Genomic DNA, 21,537 nt, shown 5'->3' with positions numbered 1-21,537 from the left:
TACGCACCCTGTGACAAGCCCGCCGGATGCTGACTGGCGATAAAATAACCTTTTAGCACTTAGGCTTACTGCCCTGCGGCGGCAGGTAGCGCAGCGGATCGATGGCCGTCGCCCGATAGCGGATCTGGAAATGCAGACGCACTGAGTCGGCATCCGTACTGCCCATGGTGGCGATTTGCTGGCCGGCCTTCACGCTCTGGCCGTTATTCACCATCAGCTTATCGTTGTGGGCATAGGCGGTGATGTAATCCTCGCTGTGCTTAATCATGATCAGGTTGCCGTAGCCGCGCAGCTGGTTGCCGACGTAGACCACCTTGCCCGCCCCGGCGGCGTACACGGGCTGGCCGCGAGTCCCGGCGATATCAATGCCTTTATTGCCGCCATCGGCGGTGGAATAAGGCAGGACCACTTTGCCGCTGGTCGGCCAGCGCCAGCAGCGCTGTCCCACCGGCGGCCAGGAGGACTGAGGTACCGCGGACGAAGGCGTGACCGCCGCCGTGCGCGTGGAGGAAGATTTTTTCTTCGTTGTCTTCGTTGAACTGCTGCCGTTAAGCTTCAGCTTCTGCCCCACCTCAATGGTGTAAGGCGGGGAGATGTTATTCAGGCGGGCCAGATCGCGAACGCTGGTGCCGGTGGTGCGGGAGATGCCATACAGGGTATCACCGCGTTTGACGGTGTAGGTCGTACCGGAATCGGAGTTGCTGGAGCAGCCGGCCAGCGCCAGGCTTACCACCAGCATCAGTGTCATAAAAACGCGTTTCATCATCAGGCATCCTGCACTTAACACAACCACTTACCTCGCAACCAGGGCGAATATCATACCAGTCCGCGGCGCAGGGCGTCATCCCTGATGGCGAAACCAATAGCCCCCCGCCATCGCATCCGGCCCGCGACGGACAGCAATTGCTGCTGGAGCCGCACGTCGTGGTGGACTTACCCGCCATGACGCGTTGCCGCTCACAGAGCGGACTCCAGGGCTTGTTTTGGTAATGCCTTTCTCCCATTTATGGGCTACCCTAGAGGCCTGAGTACATGACCCGGCGGGTTTGTGCCGGGTCATTTTTTATTTTCAGGAGTCGTCATGGCCGGGGAACACGTCATTTTACTGGATGAGCAGGATCAACCTGCCGGTATGCTGGAGAAGTATGCCGCCCACACGCTTGATACCCCTTTACATCTCGCGTTTTCCTGCTGGTTGTTTAATCAGCAGGGGCAGTTGCTGGTCACCCGCCGTTCGCTGGGCAAAAAAGCCTGGCCCGGGGTGTGGACCAACTCCGTCTGCGGACACCCCCAGCAGGGCGAGACCTTCGAGCAGGCCGTCACGCGCCGCTGTCGCTTCGAACTCGGCGTGGAGATCGCCGACATCGTGCCGGTTCACCCGGCCTTCCGCTACCGGGCGGTCGCCCCGAACGGCATCGTTGAGAACGAAGTATGCCCGGTGTATGCCGCGCGCGTGGTGAGCGAAGTGCTGCCTAACGACGATGAAGTCATGGATTATCAGTGGGTTGACCTGGCAACGATGTTAAGCGCGCTGGCCGCCACGCCGTGGGCGTTTAGCCCGTGGATGGTGCTGGAAGCGGAAAATCGGGACGCTCGCCAGGCGCTGACCGACTTTGTTGCGCGTGTGCGCGGGTAAGCTGACTATTCTCCAGGCCAGGCGCAGCCCTGTGCCTGTCATTAATGCCTGGCGGCGCTACGCTTGCACAGGCCTACGGTTCTGCGCTGTTGCGTAGCCCGGTTAAGGCATTTACGCCGCCAGCCGCGCTACGCCAGCCTTCAGGCCTCACGTCAGACATAAAAAAACCCGGCAAGCCGGGTTTTTGCATTTCACAAGACGCGATTATTTCTGCGGACGCATTGCCGGGAACAGGATCACGTCGCGGATGGTGTGGCTGTTGGTGAACAGCATCACCATGCGGTCGATACCAATACCCAGACCGGCGGTCGGCGGCAGGCCGTGCTCCAGCGCGGTCACGTAGTCTTCATCGTAGAACATCGCTTCGTCGTCGCCCGCGGCTTTCGCATCAACCTGGTCCTGGAAGCGCTGCGCCTGATCTTCGGCGTCGTTCAGCTCGCTAAAGCCGTTACCGATCTCACGGCCGCCGATGAAGAATTCAAAGCGGTCGGTGATTTCCGGGTTGACGTCGTTACGGCGCGCCAGCGGAGAAACTTCCGCCGGGTATTCGGTGATGAAGGTCGGCTGGATCAGGTGCGCTTCCGCCACTTCTTCGAAGATCTCGGTCACGATACGGCCCAGACCCCAGCTTTTCTCCACTTTGATGCCGATAGACTCAGCGATCGCTTTCGCGGAATCGAAGTTATCCAGATCCGCCATCTCGGTTTCCGGACGGTATTTCTTGATCGCTTCGCGCATGGTCAGTTTTTCAAACGGCTTGCCGAAGTCGAACACCTGGTCGCCGTAAGGCACTTCGGTGTTGCCGAGAATGTCCTGCGCCAGGGTGCGGAACAGGGATTCGGTCAGCTCGATCAGATCTTTATAGTCCGCATAGGCCATGTAGAGTTCCATCATGGTGAACTCTGGGTTATGACGAACGGAGATCCCTTCGTTACGGAAGTTACGGTTGATCTCGAAGACGCGTTCGAAACCGCCCACGACCAGGCGCTTGAGGTACAGTTCCGGCGCGATACGCAGGTACATGTCCAGATCCAGCGCGTTATGATGGGTGATGAACGGACGCGCGGAGGCGCCGCCCGGGATCACCTGCATCATCGGGGTTTCCACTTCCATAAAGCCGCGGCCAACCATGAACTGACGGATACCCGCCAGGATCTGCGAACGCACTTTAAAGGTGTTGCGCGATTCATCGTTGGAGATCAGGTCGAGGTAACGCTGACGATAGCGCGCTTCCTGATCCTGCAGGCCATGGAACTTGTCCGGTAACGGGCGCAGGGCTTTGGTCAGCAGACGCAGCTCGGTGCAGTGGATAGACAGCTCACCGGTTTTGGTCTTGAACAGCTTACCGCGGGCGGCGATGATGTCACCGAGATCCCATTTTTTGAACTGGTCGTTGTAAACGCCTTCCGCCAGGTCATCGCGCGCTACGTACAGCTGGATGCGACCGCCAACGTCCTGCAGGGTGACGAAGGACGCTTTACCCATGATACGGCGGGTCATCATGCGGCCAGCCACGGCCACTTCAACGTTCAGCGCTTCCAGCTCTTCGTTTTCTTTGGCATCGAAGTCAGCGTGCAGTTGGTCAGAGGTATGGTCACGACGGAAATCGTTCGGGAAAGCGACGCCCTGCTCACGCAGCGCAGCCAGCTTCTCGCGACGGGTTTTCAGTTCATTATTAAGGTCAATTGCCGCGTCAGCGCCCTGTGCTTGTTGTTCAGACATGTTGGTTCCTCATAACCCTGCTTTCAAACTTGCTTCGATAAATTGGTCCAGGCTGCCGTCGAGCACCGCCTGAGTGTTGCGGGTTTCCACCCCGGTACGCAGATCTTTAATACGCGAGTCATCCAACACGTAAGAGCGGATCTGGCTGCCCCAGCCGATATCGGACTTGTTGTCTTCCATCGCCTGCTTCTCGGCATTTTTCTTCTGCATCTCCAGCTCATAAAGCTTCGCTTTCATCTGCTTCATGGCCTGGTCTTTGTTCTTGTGCTGCGAACGGTCGTTCTGGCACTGCGTCACCAACCCGGTCGGGATGTGGGTAATACGCACCGCGGATTCTGTACGGTTAACGTGCTGCCCACCGGCGCCGGAGGCGCGGTAAACGTCGATGCGCAGGTCGGCCGGGTTAATTTCGATATCGATATCGTCTTCAACTTCCGGGTAAACGAACGCAGAGCTAAAGGAGGTATGACGGCGGCCGCCGGAATCGAACGGGCTCTTACGCACCAGACGATGAACGCCGGTTTCGGTACGCAGCCAGCCGTAAGCGTAATCGCCAATGATCTTGATGGTCACGGATTTAATGCCCGCGACTTCACCTTCGGACTCTTCGATGATCTCGGTCTTAAAGCCGCGCGCTTCCGCCCAGCGCAGGTACATGCGCATCAGCATGCTGGCCCAGTCCTGGGCTTCGGTGCCGCCGGAGCCTGCCTGAATATCGAGGTAGCAATCGGCGTTGTCGTATTCACCGGAGAACATGCGGCGGAACTCAAGCTGCGCCAGCTTCTCTTCCAGCGTATCCAGCTCGGCGACGGCTTCGTTGAAGGTCTCTTCGTCGTCCGCTTCCACGGCCAGATCCAGCAGGCCGGCAACGTCTTCCAGCCCCTGGGACATCTGATCCAGGGTATCTACGATGGCTTCCAGGGAAGAACGCTCTTTACCCAGCGCCTGAGCGCGTTCAGGTTCGTTCCAGACGTCCGGCTGTTCCAGCTCGGCGTTTACTTCTTCGAGACGCTCTTTCTTGGCATCGTAGTCAAAGATACCCCCTAAGAACGTCGGAGCGCTCCGTGAGGTCCTGAATGCGGTTTTTTACCGGATTTATTTCAAACATGGTCGGTTTCTTTTAATGGATTTGTCAAAATGCGGTGATAAGAGCGGAATTCTACCGGATTCGCGCCCTTATTCATACACTGTTGTCAATTTGGCCAGAGGTGATCGATGATCAGCTGCAGGCTGCGGTTGCCGCGGAACTCATTGATGTCGAGCTTGTAGGCTAACTGGACTTCACGCACGCCGTTGTCGGGCCAGATGGAAGTATCCACGTTGAAGGCGATACCGTCCAGCAGCGGGCCGCCGTCAACCGGTTCGACCATCACCTTCAGGTGACGCTCACCCACCAGCCGCTGCTGCAGCAGGCGGAAACGGCCGTCAAACAGCGGTTCCGGGAACATCTGTCCCCACGGCCCGGCATCGCGCAGCATCTGCGCCACTTCCATGCTCATCTCCGCCGCCGCCAGCGGCCCGTCGGAAACGACCTCGCCCTGTAACAGCGCGGGATCCAGCCACTCGGTCACCAGCTCGCCAAAGCGCTGCTGAAACTCCTCAAAGCGCGCCTCTTCCAGCGATAATCCTGCCGCCATCGCGTGGCCGCCGAACTTCAGGATCAGCCCCGGATAGAGCGTATCGAGACGCTCCAGCGCATCGCGCATATGCAGCCCCTGTATGGAGCGGCCGGAGCCTTTCAGCGTGCCGTCGCCGGTGGGCGCAAAGGCGATCACCGGCCGGTGGAAACGTTCCTTAATTCGCGAGGCGAGGATGCCGACCACCCCCTGGTGCCACTGCGGATGGTACATCGCCAGCCCGCCGGGCAGGGTATCGCTACTGCGTTCCAGCTGCTGACAGAGCGTTAGCGCTTCCGCCTGCATCCCCTGCTCGATCTCTTTGCGCGTCTGGTTGAGCGCGTCAAGCTCATTGGCTAACACGCGCGCTTCGCCAATGTTATCGCACAGCAGCAGCGCGACGCCGACCGACATGTCGTCCAGCCGCCCCGCCGCGTTCAGGCGCGGCCCGAGGGCAAAACCGAGGTCGCTGGCCGCCAGCTTTTGCGGATCGCGGTTGGCAATCTCCAGCAGCGCCTTAATGCCGGGCCGACATTTGCCAGCGCGAATGCGGCTTAACCCCTGCCAGGTGAGAATACGATTGTTAGCATCCAGCGGCACGACGTCGGCAACGGTGCCAAGCGCCACCAGATCCAGCAGCTCGGCAAGGTTCGGCGCGGCGATGCCGCGGGCATCGAACCAGCCGTTATCACGCAGAAAGGTGCGCAGCGCCAGCATCAGATAGAACGCCACCCCGACCCCGGCCAGCGATTTCGACGGAAAGTCGCAATCGCGCAGGTTAGGGTTAACGATGGCCTCCGCCGCCGGTAGCGTCTCCCCCGGCAGGTGGTGATCGGTTACCAGCACCGGGATCCCCAGCGCATGGGCATGATCGACGCCGGCATGGGACGAGATCCCGTTGTCGACGGTCATGATCATCTGCGCGCCGCGGGCGTGGGCCTGATCGACCACTTCCGGGCTCAAGCCGTAGCCGTCTTCAAAACGGTTCGGCACCAGGTAGGAGACGTTGCCGTAGCCCAGCGCGCGCAGGGCCAGCACGCTGAGCGCGGTGCTGGTGGCGCCGTCGGCGTCAAAATCGCCGACTACGACAATGTGCAACCCTTTCTGGAAAGCGTCGTGCAGCATCCCGACCGCTTTTTCAACGCCGGTGAGCTGCGTCCACGGCAGCATGCCTTTGACGCTGCGCTCCAGCTCCTGGGCGCTGCGCACCCCGCGGCTGGCATACAGCCGCTGCAGCAGCGGCGGCAGATCGGCGGGTAAATCGACGCCGTCAACCGCCTCGCGGCGGCGTAGTTGTATCTGTTGTTTCACGCGAATCAGTTACCGCTTGTCTGTTTTTTATGCTCGTCGAGGAACGCCTTCAGCTCTTTCGGCCCCTGATAGCCCGGCAGCACCATGCCGTTACTGAGGACCATCGCCGGGGTACCGTTGACGCCCATCTGCACGCCAAGGGTGTAGTGTTTAGCGATATCCACGCTGCAGCTCGCCGGCTGCACGCCCTTGCCGTTCATAGCGTCATCCAGCGCTTTGTTGCGATCTTTCGCGCACCAGATGGCCTTCATATCCTGCTCCGCCTGGCTCTGCAGTCCCTGGCGCGGGAAGGCGAGATAGCGCACGGTGATCCCCAGCGCGTTGTAGTCGCTCATCTGCTCATGCAGCTTGTGGCAATAACCGCAGGTGATGTCGGTGAAGACGGTAATGACGTGCTGCTCCTTCGGCGCTTTGTAGACAATCATTTCGTTGCTCAGCGCGTTCAGTTTACCCAGCAGCAGCTGGTTAGTGACATTGACCGGCTGCGCGCCGCTCACGTCGTACATCGGCCCCTGGATGATGTGCTTGCCGTCGTCGGTGACATACAGTACGCCGCTGTCGGTCAGCACCGTGCTCATCCCGGAAACCGGCGACGGTTGAATATCGGTGCTCTGCACACCCAGCTTCGCCAGCGACTGTTTAATTGCCGCGCTATCGGCATGCGCCGCCCCGGAAAGGGAAGCCGCCAGCAGGGTGAACATCAATAAACCTTTTTTCATACTCAGTCCTTTTGTTCAGCACTCACGCCCGCGGGTGGTGCTGTTGATGAAGTTGTCGCAGACGCTCGGTCGCCACGTGGGTGTAGATCTGCGTGGTGGAGAGATCGCTGTGTCCTAACAGCATCTGCACCACGCGCAGGTCGGCGCCATGATTGAGCAAATGCGTGGCGAACGCATGGCGCAACACGTGCGGGGAGAGCTTTTCGCTGTCGATCCCCGCCAGCACGGCATAGTGTTTAATCCGGTGCCAGAAGGTCTGACGCGTCATCTGCTGGGCGCGCTGGCTGGGAAATAAGACATCCGACGCCACGCCGTTCAGCAGCCAGGGGCGACCATACTCGAGGTAATTTTCCACCCACAGTACCGCCTCTTCCCCCAGCGGCACCAGCCGCTCTTTGTTGCCTTTGCCCACCACCCGCAGCACGCCCTGTCGCAGGCTGATGTCGCTCATCGTCAGCCCCACCAGCTCCGAGACGCGCAGGCCGGTGGCATACAGCACCTCCAGCATCGCTTTGTCGCGCAACTCCAGCGGCTGCTCCACCAGCGGGGCCTGCAGCAGACGCTCAACCTGCGCCTCACTGAGATCCTTCGGCAGCCGCTGCGGCAGCTTCGGCGAGGCCAGCAGCGCGCTGGGGTCGTCCGGGCGAATTTTTTCCCGGTACAGATGCTGGAAGAAACGACGCACGGCGCTCAGCAGGCGCGCGGTGCTGGTGGCTTTATAGCCGCCGGACTGCCGCTCGGCCAGCAGCGCCTGCAGGTCGTCGCTGCCGACGCTTGCCAGCGACAGGCCGCGATGGTGCAGCCACTCCACCAGCATCGTCAAATCGCGACGGTAGGCGCTGAGCGTATTCTCCGCCAGATTGCGCTCCAGCCAAAGGGCATCGAGAAACTGTTCGATTAGTGCCAGATCCTGTTTCACATCGGCCTCTTTGTTCGTTAAACGCTCTCATTATGCCTTAAGAGGACGCCTTTCTGGTACACTGCCCGCCATTCACAGCAAGAATCGAGATGTTTACGCGATGAATATAGGTCTGTTTTACGGCTCCAGTACCTGCTACACCGAAATGGCCGCGGAGAAAATCCGCGATATCATCGGCCCTGAGCTGGTGACGTTGCACAATCTGAAAGATGACTCCCCCGCCCTGATGAGCCAGTACGATGTACTGATCCTCGGCATCCCGACCTGGGATTTCGGCGAAATTCAGGAAGACTGGGAAGCGGTTTGGGACCAGTTGGACACCCTGGACCTGGAGGGCAAAATCGTCGCGCTGTACGGCATGGGCGATCAGCTGGGCTATGGCGAATGGTTCCTTGACGCGCTGGGCATGCTGCATGACAAGCTGGCGACCAAAGGCGTGAAGTTTGTCGGCTACTGGCCAACCGAAGGCTATGAGTTCACCAGCCCGAAACCGGTGATCGCTGATGGCCAACTGTTCGTTGGCCTGGCGCTGGATGAAACCAACCAGTACGACCTGAGCGACGAGCGCATCCAGAGCTGGTGCGAGCAGATCCTCGGCGAAATGGCCGAACACTTCTCCTGACGCCGCTTACTCCTGCGCCGGTTTTTGCAGCACCAGCCGGCGCAGATCCCGCCACTCTCCGGGATCCATGCTGTCCGCCGCCAGCCACAGATGCTGACCGCGTCGGGTATCGACATGGCGCAAACGCAGCAGCATACCGCTGTTGATGACCCACGGCGTCCCGAGGATCTCCCATTCGGCGTTTTGCCAGCGCAGCCGGGAATCGGTGAGCAGTTTTATCTCCCCGCGACGGGCATGGATCCGTCGCTGGCTGCGCACACAGTCAAAGACCACCAGCGACAGCAGCAGCAGCCAGATCGGGGTGTAGCTTAACGGCCAGGGAACCAGCAGCACCAGCGCCGCCACAACGCCGTGGAGCAGCAGGGAAAACCACTGCGCGCGCCAGGAGATACGGAGATCAGATTGCCACAGGACCACGTTCCCGATTCCGTGTCTGAATTAAGGTTACCATCCGCTGCAGCTCCGCATCGGCCGGTTTGCCGTGGTTCATCAGCCAGTTGAACAGATCCGGATCGTCATTTTCCAGCAGGCGAATGAACAGCTGTTTGTCAGCGTCGCTGAGGGTATCGTACTCATACTCAAAGAACGGCATGATGGAGATGTCGAGTTCGCGCATCCCGCGGCGGCATGCCCAGTGGATACGTGCTTTATTGTTAATGTCCATGTTGACCTTCCAGCAGCAAAATATAGGTTAGTTTAACCCGTTTTCTGCCGTAACTTTACAGGAATATCGCTGAATGCGAGCATCCTTCCATAAAAACCATAAAATAATGATGGGCTTATTGTTTTCCCGCGTCAGGCCGTCGCCAAACGTCAGCGCACAAATGGCCTGTTGAAAGCGCTTGCAATGCACTATAGCTCTTTTACCATTGGTCACACACACTGCGTTAAGCGATTCAGGATATGACTATGGCTTTTACACCTTTTCCTCCGCGTCAGCCTTCCTCTTCCGCTCGTCTGCCGTTAACGCTGATGACCCTGGATGACTGGGCGCTGGCGACAATTAGCGGACCGGACAGCGAAAAATATCTGCAGGGGCAGATTACCGCCGATGTGAGCAGTCTCACCGATGCCCAGCATCTGCTTGCCGCCCACTGTGACGCCAAAGGCAAGATGTGGAGCAACCTGCGCGTATTCCGCCGCGACGGCGGCTTCGCGTGGATTGAGCGCCGCAGCCTGCGCGACGCGCAGCTGACCGAGCTGAAAAAATATGCCGTCTTCTCCAAAGTCACCATCGCCGCCAACGACGATCTGGTTCTGCTGGGGGTGGCCGGCTTCCAGGCGCGCGCCGCGCTGGCGCCGCTGTTCGCCGCCCTGCCCGACGCCGCGACGCCGGTGATTAGCGAAGGCGCCACCAGCCTGCTGTGGTTTGAACACCCGGGCGAACGCTTCCTGCTGGTGACCGATGTCGACACCGCCAATCGCGTCACCGACGCGCTGCGCGGCGAAGCGCAGCTCAACAACAGCCAGCAGTGGCTGGCGCTGAATATTGAAGCCGGTCTGCCGGTTATCGACAGCGCCAACAGCGGGCAGTTCATTCCGCAGGCCACCAACCTGCAGGCGCTGGGCGGTATCAGCTTCAAAAAAGGGTGCTATACCGGCCAGGAAATGGTCGCCAGGGCGAAATTCCGCGGCGCCAATAAGCGCGCGCTGTGGACGCTGTCAGGTACCGCCAGCCGGGTGCCGGAGGCCGGAGAAGATCTGGAGCTGAAGATGGGCGAAAACTGGCGCCGCACCGGTACGGTGCTTGCGGCGGTTCAGCTGGATGATGGCCAGCTGCTGGTGCAGGTGGTGATGAATAACGATATGGAGCCGGACAGCGTGTTCCGCGTGCGCGACGATGCCGGCAGCCTGCGCATCGAACCGCTGCCCTATTCGCTGGAAGACGCGTAATAAAGCGTTATGACTCCCGGCTTGCGGCGCTCGCGCCTTAGCCGGGCTACTTGACTGCAAATACCGTAGCCACGGTAAGCGTAGCGCCACCGTGGGATTACCAGGCCGCAGATAACCGTAGCCACGGTAAGCGCAGCGCCACCGTGGGATGTTTATCAGGACTGGCCGACGTACAGATAGATCGCCAGGAAGTGACACACGCTGCCGCCGAGCACGAAGCCATGCCAGATAGCGTGGTTATAGGGAATGCGTTTGCAGACGTAGAAGATGACCCCGAGCGAGTACACCACCCCGCCGACCGCCAGCAGCGTCACGCCGCCCACCGCCAGCTTTACCGCCAGCTGATAGACCACGATAAGCGACAGCCAGCCCATGGTCAGATAGGTCACCAGCGACAGGATTTTAAAGCGGTGCGCGATGGTCAGCTTAAACAGGATCCCCAGCAGCGCCAGGCTCCAGATGACGATCATCAACCCCTTCGCCAGCGGCGAGTTCAACCCTACCAGCAAAAACGGCGTATAGGTCCCGGCGATTAACAAGTAGATGGCGCAGTGGTCGAACTTTTTCAGCCACTGTTTCGCCCGCTGATGCGGGATCGCGTGATAGAGCGTGGAGGCGAGAAACAGCATAATCATGCTGCCGCCGTACAGACTGTAGCTGGTGATCGCCGTCGCGCTGGCGTTAGTGTCCACCGCCTGCACCAGCAAGAGCACGAGGCCGACGATACCGAACACCAGCCCGATCCCGTGACTGATGCTGTTGGCAACTTCCTCTGCCAGAGAATATCCCTGAGTGATTAATGGTTTGCGCACCATATTTGACTCCGTGAAAACAAGAACGCTTTCATTGCCCACTTAGGGTAACTGAGAATGATTCCAGTGAACACCTGTTAGCTAAAATAAAACGATGTATATTTGTAAACACATTAAAATCATAAAGTTACAATTTTATTTCAACTCACAGCTGTTCCTGATTGTCTTAAAGTTTTTTGAATTCAATGACATAAAACTGGTTCTCGCCAGGATAGATGTCGCTGATGACCTGACGCAGCTGCCCGAGGGTCATATTCTCCTGTTGAGCATGCTGGTCGGTCAGCGTGTCGAGAGTCACCGTCGAGGTCGCGGTCACGGCGATGGTGCAAAAATAGCCGTTGTCTTCATAGCGCCCGACGCGCAGCACATCGCCGGGCTTAAAGTGCGACTCCGCCGCATCGCGAATGGTGATCGTTTTGCGCCCGGCGAGGATGTCCTCCTGAAAGCGCTGAAAAAAGGTAATGTCATTAGCCTGCATGATATAATTCCGTCCTGGTCATTATGAATTGTGAGTTCGCCACTGTGAGTATGTTCTCCCACGCCGCTGTCGCCAGTCTCAATAATCTTGAGATGATGGTCTACCACTACGTCATTAAGAATCGTGACAAAGTGATGTACATGACCATCCGCGAACTGGCCGAAGCCGCCGGCGTCTCCACCACCACCGTGTTGCGCTTCTGCCGCAAACTGCAGTGCGAGGGCTACTCTGAATTTCGCGTGCGCTTTAAATTATATCTTGAGCAGAACGAGCCTCAACAGGCAAATATCGGCGCCAGCGAAATCATGAGCTTTTTTAAAAGCGTTAATAATGACGAGTTCGATGAATTACTCGAGCAGGCCGTCGATATTATTCTCGCCTCCGAACGTATTATTTTCGTCGGCGCAGGCACCTCGGGCGCGCTGGCGAAATATGGCGCCCGCTTCTTCTCCAACGTCGGGAAATTTAGTAATCATATTGATGACCCCTATTTTCCGGTGACTAACGATATGGCCCGTAACGCGCTGGCAATCGTGCTTTCCGTCTCCGGCGAGACGGAAGAGATCCTGCGCTTCGCCAGCCAGTTCAGCCTGCACCGCTGCAAGGTGATGTCCATTACCAGTCACGAACACTCTCGGCTGGCCAAACTGGCCGATTTCAATCTCTCCTGGCACGTGCCGCAGACGCGCATTGGCGGTGTCTACGATATTACGACGCAAATTCCAGTGATCTATATTCTCGAAACGCTCGGACGTAAATTAGCGCGCAAAATCAGCTAAAAATAACAGCCTGTTTTTTCGATGTAACATATTACGTTTGGCGTAATTTGTTATATCGTGACATTCAATTTCACTTTGCTAGACTCGAGAGCAATAGTTATTAGAGAGATTAGCCAGGATGAAAAAATTAACCCTTCCGAAAGATTTTTTATGGGGCGGCGCGGTTGCCGCGCATCAGGTTGAAGGCGGCTGGGATCAGGGCGGCAAAGGCCCGAGCATCTGCGACGTGCTGACCGGCGGGGCGCACGGCGTGCCGCGTGAAATCACCCACCAGGTTGAAGCCGACAAATATTACCCCAACCACGAAGCGGTGGATTTCTACGGCCGCTACAAAGAAGACATCAAACTGTTCGCCGAGATGGGCTTCAAATGCTTCCGTACCTCTATCGCCTGGACCCGCATCTTCCCGCAGGGCGACGAGACCCAGCCGAATGAAGAGGGGCTGAAGTTCTACGACGACATGTTCGACGAGCTGCTGAAGTACAACATCGAGCCGGTGATCACCCTCTCCCACTTCGAGATGCCCCTGCACCTGGTGCAGCAGTACGGCGGCTGGACCAACCGTAAAGTGGTCGATTTCTTTGTGCGCTTCGCCGAAGTGGTCTTCGAGCGCTATAAGCACAAAGTGAAATACTGGATGACCTTCAACGAGATCAATAACCAGCGTAACTGGCGCGCGCCGCTGTTCGGCTACTGCTGCTCCGGGGTAGTTTATACCGAGCATGACAACCCGGAAGAGACCATGTACCAGGTGCTGCACCATCAGTTCGTCGCCAGCGCGCTGGCGGTGAAAGCGGCGCGTGGTATTAACCCGGACATGCAGGTCGGCTGCATGCTGGCGATGGTCGCCCTCTACCCTTACTCCTGCAAACCGGAAGATGTGATGTTTGCTCAGGAGTCGATGCGCGAGCGCTACGTCTTTACCGACGTTCAGCTCCGCGGTTACTATCCGAGCTATGTGCTGAATGAGTGGGAGCGCCGCGGCTTCAACATCAAGATGGAAGATGGCGACGCGCAGATCCTGCGCGAAGGCACCTGCGCTTATCTTGGCTTCAGCTACTACATGACCAACGCGGTGAAAGCCGAAGGCGGTACCGGCGACGCCATTTCCGGCTTCGAAGGCAGCGTGCCGAATCCGCACGTCAAAGCCTCCGACTGGGGCTGGCAGATTGACCCGGTCGGTCTGCGCTATTCCCTGTGTGAATTGTATGAGCGCTACCAGAAGCCGCTGTTTATCGTCGAGAACGGCTTTGGCGCCTACGACAAAGTCGAAGCCGACGGCAGCATCAACGATGACTACCGCATTGACTACCTGCGCGCCCACGTCGAAGAGATGATGAAAGCCGTCACCTACGACGGCGTCGATCTGATGGGCTATACCCCGTGGGGCTGCATCGACTGCGTCTCCTTCACCACCGGCCAGTACAGCAAACGCTACGGCTTCATCTACGTCAACAAACACGACGACGGCACCGGCGATATGTCCCGCTCGCGCAAGAAGAGCTTCAACTGGTACAAAGAGGTCATCGCCAGCAACGGTGAGAATCTGTAATTGACTGCCCTCTCCCGGCCGGGGGAGGGCAAATCGCTTATCCGCCAGACACTTCTTTACAGCTTTACCATTGCCAAAACGCGTTCGCCCGATAAGATAGGCCTCGTGAATATTTGAGGCGCTCATGATTAAGCGACAACGCAAAGCCATTCTTTTTGTCCTCCTGGCCTGTCTGGTGGTGCTGGTCTGCACCGCCCAGCGAATGGCCGGGATGCACGCGCTGGTCATGAACCTCGCTGCCGACAGCCCGTCGCTACAGCAAACCCAGGATAAGGCCGACGCGCCGGTCACGCCGTGCGAGCTCAGCGCCAAGTCGCTGATGGCCGTCCCGCCGATGCTGTTCGAAGGGGCGCTGTTGGCTATCACCCTGCTGCTGGCGGTGCTGGCGGCGATCCCGCCGCGTATCGAACGCCAGTGGCCTCCCCGCGTTATCTCCCCGCCCCGATTGCGGGTGCATCTGCGATTATGCGTCTTCCGTGAGTGAGTGATTTTCCTGACAGTTCAGGTTAATTCATCATTTATGGAGCAAATTTATGTCTATGTTATTCAGGCGACTACTGGTCTGCCTGCTTTGGCTATGGCTGCCCGTCAGCCAGGCCGCCGACAGCGGCTGGCTACGCGCCGCCGATAATCAACACGCCAGCGTGCGCCTGCGGGCGCAAACCGAGAGCAATGGCGATACCCGCCTGCTTTTAGACGTGGCGCTGGAAAAAGGCTGGAAAACCTACTGGCGCTCGCCAGGGGAAGGCGGCATCGCGCCGGCTATCGCCTGGGGCACGCCGCTGGCGGTTGACTGGCGCTGGCCGACGCCGCAGCGTTTCGACGTTGCGGGCATTTCCACTCAGGGGTATCACGGCGACGTCAGCTTCCCGATGACCCTGCGCGGGAAGATACCGCCGACGCTCAGCGGCGTACTGACATTATCCACCTGCAGCAATGTCTGCATTCTCACTGATTATCCCTTTTCGCTGGATATGACGGCCCCGCCAGGGGAGGGTTTTGCCTACGATTACACCCGTGCGATGGGCACGCTGCCGCTGCGCGATGGCCTGACTTCGCAGCTGAGCGCCAGCTACGTCAGCGGCAAACTGACGGTGACCGCCCGCCGTGATGCCGGCTGGCAGCAGCCAGCGCTGTTTATCGACGGCATGGAGGATGTCGATTTCGGCAAGCCGAGCTTTACCACCCGCGGCGATACGCTGACCGCCAGCGTGCCGATCACCGATAGCTGGGGCGAAGCGGCGCCGGATCTACGCGGTAAAACGTTGTCGCTGGTGCTGGCGGATAGCGGCCAGGCGCAGGAAAGCCAGCTCGCTATCAGCGCAGGCAGCGCCGCGCCGGGAGCGGCGTTAGGCTGGGTGCTGCTGATGGCGCTGGCCGGGGGGCTTATCCTCAATGTAATGCCCTGCGTCCTGCCGGTGCTGGCGATGAAGCTCGGCTCGCTGGTGCAAACCGAACATCGCGAACGCGGCGCGGTGCGCCGACAGTTCCTCGCCTCGGCGTGCGGGATCGTCGTCTCGTTCCTGGCGCTGGCGCTGATGATGACCGCGCTACGCCTGGGTAATCAGGCGCTCGGCTGGGGGATCCAGTTCCAGAACCCGTGGTTTATCGGCGCCATGGCGCTGGTGATGGTCCTGTTCAGCGCCAGTCTGCTGGGGCTGTTCGAAATCCGCCTCTCCTCCGCCGCCAGCACCTTCCTCGCCACCCGAGGCGGCAACGGCTTAATGGGCCATTTCTGGCAGGGCGCCTTCGCCACTCTGCTGGCGACGCCCTGCACCGCGCCGTTCCTCGGCACCGCCGTGTCGGTGGCGCTGGTGGCGCCGCTGCCGCTGCTGTGGGGGATTTTCTTCGCCATGGGGGTCGGCATGAGCCTGCCGTGGCTGCTGATCGTCGCCTGGCCGGGGCTGGCGCAACGCCTTCCGCGCCCAGGCCGCTGGATGAATCATCTGCGGGTGGCGCTGGGGGTGATGATGCTTGGCTCGGCGCTATGGCTGGTCAGCCTGCTGACGATCCACATCGGCCGTACCCCGGTGCTTACCCTGCTGGTGATACTGACCGTAGCCCTGCTGCTGGCCACCGCCTGGCGCTACCGCTGGCGGACCGCGCTGCGCGCAGGGGCTCTGGCCATCGTGGTGGCCGGCGCCGTCGCCTTTGTCTCCCGGCCTGACGGCGAGGGCCCGCGCCGCGACCGGGTTAACTGGCAGCCGCTCAGCGAGCAGGCTATCGCCAGCGCCCTGGCGGAACATAAGCGGGTGTTTATTGATGTCACCGCCGACTGGTGCGTGACCTGTAAAGCCAATAAATACAACGTGCTGCTGCGCGATGACGTCCAGCAGGCGCTGTTAGCGCCGGACGTGGTCGCCCTGCGCGGCGACTGGAGCCGCCCCTCCGCCACGATTAGTCAGTTTTTAACCGACCGCGGCAGCGCCGCGGTGCCGTTTAACCAGATTTACGGACCGGGATTGCCGCAGGGAGAGATCCTGCCTGCGCTGTTAGATCGCGACCACCTCCTCGCCACCCTGTCCGCCGCCAAAGGAAACTAACATGAGAGCTATCACCGCCTTATTGCTGCTGTGCGTATCCGCCTTCAGCTTCGCCGCCCCGGCGGAAGAACCACCAGCAAACGGTAATGACCAGCTGGCGCAGCTGCTGTTTAACGATCCGAACAGCCCGCGCACCGGCGCCAAAGCGCCGAAGCTGACGATCGTCTCGTTTACCGATTACAACTGTCCTTACTGTAAACAGTTTGATCCGATGCTGGAAAAAATCGTCCACGATAACCCGGACATCCAGCTGATCGTGAAGCTGCTGCCGTTCAAGGGGCAAAGTTCGGTCAATGCCGCCAAAGCGGCGCTCTCTACCTGGCGCCAGCAGCCCGATAAGTTCTGGGCGCTGCATCAGCGGCTGATGGCGAAAAAAGGCTATCACGATGACGCCAGCATCGCCGCGGCGCAGAAGAAAACCGCCACCGACAGCGTCAGTCTTGATGACAAGACCATGGATTCGCTGAAGATGAACCTGATTTTGTCGCAGGTGCTGAATATTCAGGGCACGCCGGCGACCATCATCGGCGATCAGATGGTCGCCGGGGCGATCCCTGCTGACGAACTGGAGGGGCTGGTGAAAGAGCAGCTGGCGAAAGCCCGTGGCCAGTAAGCTCAGGCGCTGGCTGCGTGAGCTGGCGGTGTGGCTGCTGATTGGCGCGGCGGTGGGCCTGGCGGTGGATTATTTTCGCCAGCCCGCGCTGCCGCAAAACGTCAGCGCCACATCGCTGCACACCCTCGACGGCAGGGCGGTGGATCTGAACGCCATGAGCCAGCAAAAGCCGCTGCTGCTGTACGTCTGGGCCACCTGGTGCGGGGTCTGTCGCTACACCACGCCGTCGGTGGCATCGCTTGCCGCCGATGGCGGCAATGTGCTGACCGTGGCCCTGCGATCCGGCGATAACGCCGCGCTGGAGACGTGGCTTGCCAGAAAGAAACTGGCGCTGCCGACGGTGAATGACCCGAGCGGCCAGCTGGCGCGGCAGTGGGACATTCGGGTGACGCCAACGCTGGTGGTGATTTATCGAGGCGAGGTGAAGTCGGTCACCACCGGCTGGACCAGCGGCTGGGGAATGCGTCTACGGCTGTGGCTGGCCTCCTGGTAGGCCAGCCACTTTACCGGGCTTTATGCCGGGTCACGGCTACGCCTTACCCGGCCTACCGTTCGCCTTACCCCCCTGCCCGGCAAACGCAGCGCCGCCGGGCAATTGACATCAGCGGGTTATTTCCCGCCCGCCAGTTCGAGGAAACTGCCCGTCACATAGGACGCTTTGTCGCTCAGCAGCCAGGCAATGGCCTGAGCGACCTCTTCCGGCTGACCGCCGCGCCGCATCGGCAGCGAATGCTTCACCCGATCCACGCGCCCCGGTTCGCCGCCGGAGGCGTGCATCTCGGTATAAATCAGCCCAGGGCGCACGCCATTTACCCGGATCCCCTGCGCCGCCACCTCCAGCGCCAGCCCGGTGGTCAGGGTATCCACCGCCCCTTTCGACGCGGCGTAATCTACATATTCTCCCGGCGAACCAAGGCGCGACGCCGCCGACGACACGTTAACTATCGCCCCGCCCTTGCCGCCATGCTGATGCGCCATGCGCTTGACCGCCTCGCGGCAGCAGAGGAAATAGCCGGTCACGTTGGTCGCCAGCACGCGGTTAATGCGCTCGGCGCTCAGGCTCTCCACCGTACACTGGGTAAAGAGGATCCCGGCGTTGTTGACCAGCGCCGTCAGCGGCTCGCCCATGCGGTCAATCGCCTCAAACATCGCCATCACCTGCGCTTCATCACTGATATCCGCCCGCAGCGCCGTGGCTTTGCCGCCGGCGGCAACAATGGTATTCACCACCTCGGTGGCAGCGTTAATATTGTGATGATAATTGACCGCGACAGTATACCCTTCCTGCGCCAGCAGCAGCGCCGTCGCCCGGCCTATTCCGCGGCTCGCGCCGCTAATCAGTGCTATCCCCATGCTTCTCTCCCAAAAAGTAAAGGCGCCGCAGCGCCTTTAAAAGTATAGCTAATTCCGCATGTTACTGATATTCGCTCATCGGCACGCAGGAGCAGAACAGATTACGGTCGCCGTACACGTCGTCCAGGCGTTTCACCGTCGGCCAGTATTTGTTGTGCAGACCCGCCGGGAATACCGCCAGCTCGCGGCTGTACGGATGGTTCCATTCCCCAACGATCTCACCTTGGGTATGCGGCGCGTTCACCAGCGGGTTGTCTTCCAGCGGCCATTCACCGGCTTTGACGCGGTCGATTTCCGCGCGGATCGCCAGCATCGCGTCGATAAAGCGGTCCAGCTCCACCTTGCTTTCCGATTCCGTCGGCTCAACCATCAGCGTACCGGCAACCGGGAAGGACATGGTCGGCGCATGGAAGCCAAAGTCGATCAGGCGCTTGGCGATATCCAGCTCGCTAATGCCGGTCTCTTCTTTCAGCGGACGAATATCGAGAATACATTCGTGCGCCACGCGACCATCGCGACCGGTGTAGAGCACCGGGTAGGCGTCTTTCAGACGGGTAGCGATGTAGTTGGCGTTAAGGATCGCATTCTGGCTCGCCTGCTTCAGCCCTTCCGCGCCCATCATACGGATATACATCCAGCTGATCGGCAGGATGGACGCGCTGCCGAACGGCGCAGCGGAAACCGCGCCCTGACGGGTCAGCATCCCTTCAATCTGCACCACGCTGTGACCCGGCACGAACGGCGCCAGGTGCGCTTTCACGCCGATTGGGCCCATACCCGGGCCGCCGCCGCCGTGCGGAATGCAGAACGTTTTATGCAGGTTGAGGTGCGAAACGTCAGCGCCGATAAAGCCCGGAGAGGTGATCCCGACCTGGGCGTTCATGTTGGCGCCGTCAAGGTAAACCTGGCCGCCGAACTGGTGCACGATCTCGCACACTTCGCGAATGGTCTCTTCATATACGCCGTGGGTCGACGGATAGGTGACCATGATGCAGGAGAGATTCGCCCCCGCCTGCTCTGCTTTTTCACGCAGGTCGGCGAGATCGATGTTGCCGTTTTTGTCGCACGCGACCACCACCACCTGCATACCCGCCATCTGCGCGGAAGCCGGGTTGGTGCCGTGCGCGGAGCTTGGGATCAGGCAGATATCGCGATGGCCTTCGTTGCGGCTCTCGTGGTAGTGGCGAATCGCCAGCAGGCCAGCATATTCGCCTTGCGCGCCGGAGTTCGGCTGCATGCAGACGGCGTCATAGCCGGTCAGTTTCACCAGCCAGTCGGAGAGCTGAGCGATCATCTGATGATACCCTTCCGCCTGCTCTACCGGGCAGAACGGGTGCAGCTCAGCAAACTCCGGCCAGGTGATGGGGATCATCTCCGCCGCGGCGTTCAGCTTCATGGTGCAGGAACCCAGCGGGATCATCGCCTGGTTCAGCGCCAGATCTTTACGCTCCAGGGCGTGCATGTAGCGCATCATCTCGGTCTCGCTATGGTAGCGGTTGAACACCGGATGGGTGAGGATCGCATCGTCGCGCAGCATCGCCGCCGGGATGGAGCGGCTGTCCAGCGCCACGTCTTTATCCAGGGTATCGATATCCAGACCATGATCGTCGCCGACGATGGCGCGGAACAGGTTGAGCACGTCTTCGCGGGTGGTCGCTTCATCGAGCGTAATGCCCACCGCGCCGTGAATATCGCTGCGCAGGTTAATCTGCAGGGCTTCGGCACGCGCCAGCACCGCGGCTTTATCCGCCACTTCCACGCACAGGGTGTCAAAGTAGTGGGCATGACGCAGCTTCAGCCCTTTCTTCTGCAGGCCATCGGCCAGAATGTCGGTCAGACGATGAATGCGGCCTGCGATACGTTTCAGACCCGCCGGGCCGTGGAATACCGCGTACAGGCTGGCGATGTTGGCCAGCAGCACCTGCGAGGTACAAATATTGGAGTTCGCTTTCTCGCGGCGGATATGCTGTTCGCGAGTCTGCATCGCCATGCGCAGCGCGGTATTCCCCGCCGCATCTTTCGATACGCCGATAATCCGGCCCGGCATGGAACGTTTGAATTCATCTTTCGCCGCGAAGAAGGCCGCGTGCGGGCCGCCATAGCCCATCGGCACGCCGAAGCGTTGGGCGGAGCCGAAGACGATATCCGCGCCCTGCTTGCCCGGCGCCGTCAGCAGCACCAGCGCCATAAAGTCGGCAGCGACGCTGACAATCACTTTGCGCGCTTTCAGCTCGGCGATCAGTTTGCTGTAATCGTGGATTTCGCCGGTGGTGCCCACCTGCTGCAGCAGCACGCCGAAGACATCCTGGTGATCGAGCACTTTGTCGGCGTCATCGACGATCACGTCGAAACCGAAGGTTTCCGCACGAGTGCGCACCACGTCCAGGGTTTGCGGATGGACATCGGCGGCGACGAAGAAACGGTTGGCGTTTTTCAGTTTGCTGACGCGTTTGGCCATTGCCATCGCTTCGGCGGCGGCGGTCGCTTCATCGAGCAGCGAAGCGGAAGCGATATCCAGCCCGGTGAGATCCAGCGTAACCTGCTGGAAGTTGAGCAGCGATTCCAGACGGCCCTGGGAGACTTCCGGCTGGTAAGGGGTATAGGCGGTATACCAGCCCGGATTTTCCAGCATGTTGCGCTGAATAACCGGCGGCAGCTGCACGGCGGTGTAGCCCATGCCGATGTAAGACTTGAAGCGCTTGTTGCGACCGGCGATCGCCTTCAGCTCTGCCAGCGCGGCGAATTCGGTTGTCGCGTCGCCCACCTGCGGTGGGGTCGCCAGCTGGATATCCTGCGGCACAATCTGGCCGATCAGGGCGTTAAGCGAATCCGCGCCGACGGTCTTCAGCATCTCTTGCTGCTGCTGAGCGTCCGGGCCAATGTGACGTTCGATAAAGGCGTCGCGGTTTTCAAGCTGACTTAAAGTCTGAGTCATGAGCGATGGTTCCTGAAACGTGCGGTGAATCGTG

The 21,537-nt window shown here is 59.8% G+C and carries 21 protein-coding genes; 9 read left to right on the top strand and 12 right to left on the bottom strand.

Annotated features, from left to right (window positions below; genetic code table 11):
* Positions 1 to 52: 52 nt before the first annotated feature.
* On the bottom strand, positions 53 to 766 hold the full coding sequence (gene actS, locus ACLH1U_RS07455; protein ID WP_023290963.1) for an amidase activator ActS: 714 nt from the start codon (positions 764 to 766) through the stop codon (positions 53 to 55).
* Between the two features lie 315 nt (positions 767 to 1,081).
* Here actS and idi point away from each other — a divergent pair, with 315 nt between their 5' ends.
* Entirely contained in the window at positions 1,082 to 1,636 is a 555-nt protein-coding gene (gene idi / locus ACLH1U_RS07450) for an isopentenyl-diphosphate Delta-isomerase (protein WP_032454025.1), read from the top strand.
* A 204-nt stretch (positions 1,637 to 1,840) separates the two neighbouring features.
* Here idi and lysS read toward each other — a convergent pair whose 3' ends face one another.
* The 5 genes from lysS to xerD all read right to left on the bottom strand — a co-directional run bounded on the left by lysS (position 1,841) and on the right by xerD (position 7,923).
* The gene (gene lysS / locus ACLH1U_RS07445) at positions 1,841 to 3,358 is read right to left on the bottom strand and encodes a lysine--tRNA ligase (RefSeq protein WP_008806422.1); all 1,518 of its coding nucleotides are present in this window, start codon (positions 3,356 to 3,358) and stop codon (positions 1,841 to 1,843) included.
* 9 nt (positions 3,359 to 3,367) lie between these two features.
* Positions 3,368 to 4,466 (bottom strand): peptide chain release factor 2 gene (gene prfB / locus ACLH1U_RS07440; RefSeq protein WP_101862173.1). Its coding sequence is split into 2 segments (ribosomal slippage): positions 3,368 to 4,390 and positions 4,392 to 4,466, totalling 1,098 coding nucleotides; the frame shifts between segments, so codons are not numbered across the junction.
* Positions 4,467 to 4,551: 85 nt separating this feature from the next.
* Entirely contained in the window at positions 4,552 to 6,285 is a 1,734-nt protein-coding gene (gene recJ, locus ACLH1U_RS07435) for a single-stranded-DNA-specific exonuclease RecJ (protein ID WP_032454029.1), read from the bottom strand.
* A gap of 5 nt (positions 6,286 to 6,290) precedes the next feature.
* Positions 6,291 to 7,004: a bifunctional protein-disulfide isomerase/oxidoreductase DsbC gene (dsbC, locus tag ACLH1U_RS07430; protein ID WP_002916301.1), complete on the bottom strand. Its 714-nt coding sequence runs from the start codon at positions 7,002 to 7,004 to the stop codon at positions 6,291 to 6,293.
* Between the two features lie 22 nt (positions 7,005 to 7,026).
* Positions 7,027 to 7,923 carry a site-specific tyrosine recombinase XerD gene (gene xerD, locus ACLH1U_RS07425; RefSeq protein WP_004144729.1) on the bottom strand — a complete coding sequence of 299 codons (897 nt, stop codon included), beginning with the start codon at positions 7,921 to 7,923 and terminating at the stop codon, positions 7,027 to 7,029.
* A 100-nt stretch (positions 7,924 to 8,023) separates the two neighbouring features.
* Between xerD and fldB the strand changes: the two genes are divergently transcribed.
* Positions 8,024 to 8,545 (top strand): flavodoxin FldB, encoded by a 522-nt coding sequence (fldB, locus tag ACLH1U_RS07420; protein ID WP_004205324.1) that lies wholly within the window; start codon positions 8,024 to 8,026, stop codon positions 8,543 to 8,545.
* Positions 8,546 to 8,551: 6 nt separating this feature from the next.
* On the opposite strand, the gene ACLH1U_RS07415 is transcribed toward fldB, so the two are convergent.
* Together ACLH1U_RS07415 and sdhE are read right to left on the bottom strand one after the other, a co-directional pair.
* On the bottom strand, positions 8,552 to 8,962 hold the full coding sequence (locus ACLH1U_RS07415) for a protein YgfX (RefSeq protein ID WP_023290968.1): 411 nt from the start codon (positions 8,960 to 8,962) through the stop codon (positions 8,552 to 8,554).
* The gene (gene sdhE, locus ACLH1U_RS07410; RefSeq protein WP_002916312.1) at positions 8,943 to 9,209 is read right to left on the bottom strand and encodes an FAD assembly factor SdhE; all 267 of its coding nucleotides are present in this window, start codon (positions 9,207 to 9,209) and stop codon (positions 8,943 to 8,945) included. Before sdhE ends, ACLH1U_RS07415 begins: the two co-directional genes overlap by 20 nt.
* A 245-nt stretch (positions 9,210 to 9,454) precedes the next feature.
* Here sdhE and ygfZ point away from each other — a divergent pair, with 245 nt between their 5' ends.
* Positions 9,455 to 10,438 carry a tRNA-modifying protein YgfZ gene (gene ygfZ, locus ACLH1U_RS07405; RefSeq protein WP_023290969.1) on the top strand — a complete coding sequence of 328 codons (984 nt, stop codon included), beginning with the start codon at positions 9,455 to 9,457 and terminating at the stop codon, positions 10,436 to 10,438.
* Positions 10,439 to 10,593: 155 nt separating this feature from the next.
* Here ygfZ and trhA read toward each other — a convergent pair whose 3' ends face one another.
* Complete coding sequence (trhA, locus tag ACLH1U_RS07400) at positions 10,594 to 11,253, bottom strand: PAQR family membrane homeostasis protein TrhA (RefSeq protein WP_008806429.1); 660 nt, start codon at positions 11,251 to 11,253, stop codon at positions 10,594 to 10,596.
* A gap of 163 nt (positions 11,254 to 11,416) precedes the next feature.
* A complete protein-coding gene (gene yqfB / locus ACLH1U_RS07395) occupies positions 11,417 to 11,728 on the bottom strand; it encodes a N(4)-acetylcytidine aminohydrolase (RefSeq protein WP_411299160.1) in 312 nt (103 codons plus the stop codon).
* 50 nt (positions 11,729 to 11,778) lie between these two features.
* Between yqfB and ACLH1U_RS07390 the strand changes: the two genes are divergently transcribed.
* From ACLH1U_RS07390 to ACLH1U_RS07365, 6 genes are all read left to right on the top strand, one after another.
* Complete coding sequence (locus tag ACLH1U_RS07390) at positions 11,779 to 12,507, top strand: MurR/RpiR family transcriptional regulator (RefSeq protein ID WP_032454033.1); 729 nt, start codon at positions 11,779 to 11,781, stop codon at positions 12,505 to 12,507.
* Between the two features lie 118 nt (positions 12,508 to 12,625).
* Positions 12,626 to 14,059 (top strand): 6-phospho-beta-glucosidase, encoded by a 1,434-nt coding sequence (locus ACLH1U_RS07385; RefSeq protein WP_411299159.1) that lies wholly within the window; start codon positions 12,626 to 12,628, stop codon positions 14,057 to 14,059.
* Between the two features lie 124 nt (positions 14,060 to 14,183).
* Complete coding sequence (locus ACLH1U_RS07380) at positions 14,184 to 14,543, top strand: hypothetical protein (protein ID WP_023290973.1); 360 nt, start codon at positions 14,184 to 14,186, stop codon at positions 14,541 to 14,543.
* Between the two features lie 49 nt (positions 14,544 to 14,592).
* Positions 14,593 to 16,602: a protein-disulfide reductase DsbD family protein gene (locus ACLH1U_RS07375; RefSeq protein ID WP_411299158.1), complete on the top strand. Its 2,010-nt coding sequence runs from the start codon at positions 14,593 to 14,595 to the stop codon at positions 16,600 to 16,602.
* Position 16,603: 1 nt separating this feature from the next.
* Positions 16,604 to 17,215 (top strand): DsbA family protein, encoded by a 612-nt coding sequence (locus tag ACLH1U_RS07370; protein ID WP_023290975.1) that lies wholly within the window; start codon positions 16,604 to 16,606, stop codon positions 17,213 to 17,215.
* Positions 17,205 to 17,708, top strand: coding sequence for a protein disulfide oxidoreductase (locus tag ACLH1U_RS07365; RefSeq protein ID WP_032454037.1), 504 nt, complete (start codon positions 17,205 to 17,207; stop codon positions 17,706 to 17,708). Before ACLH1U_RS07370 ends, ACLH1U_RS07365 begins: the two co-directional genes overlap by 11 nt.
* Before the next feature lie 116 nt (positions 17,709 to 17,824).
* Here ACLH1U_RS07365 and ACLH1U_RS07360 read toward each other — a convergent pair whose 3' ends face one another.
* A complete protein-coding gene (locus tag ACLH1U_RS07360) occupies positions 17,825 to 18,568 on the bottom strand; it encodes an SDR family oxidoreductase (protein WP_023290977.1) in 744 nt (247 codons plus the stop codon).
* A 61-nt stretch (positions 18,569 to 18,629) separates the two neighbouring features.
* A complete protein-coding gene (gcvP, locus tag ACLH1U_RS07355; protein WP_023290978.1) occupies positions 18,630 to 21,503 on the bottom strand; it encodes an aminomethyl-transferring glycine dehydrogenase in 2,874 nt (957 codons plus the stop codon).
* Positions 21,504 to 21,537 lie beyond the last annotated feature (34 nt).

Origin of the sequence: Klebsiella sp. 1SOBk5mer, assembly GCF_046603115.1 — a bacterium.
GTDB lineage: Bacteria > Pseudomonadota > Gammaproteobacteria > Enterobacterales > Enterobacteriaceae > Klebsiella > Klebsiella quasipneumoniae.
Note: the sequence above shows the minus strand (reverse complement) of the source record. Positions and strands in the feature narration are given on the sequence as shown.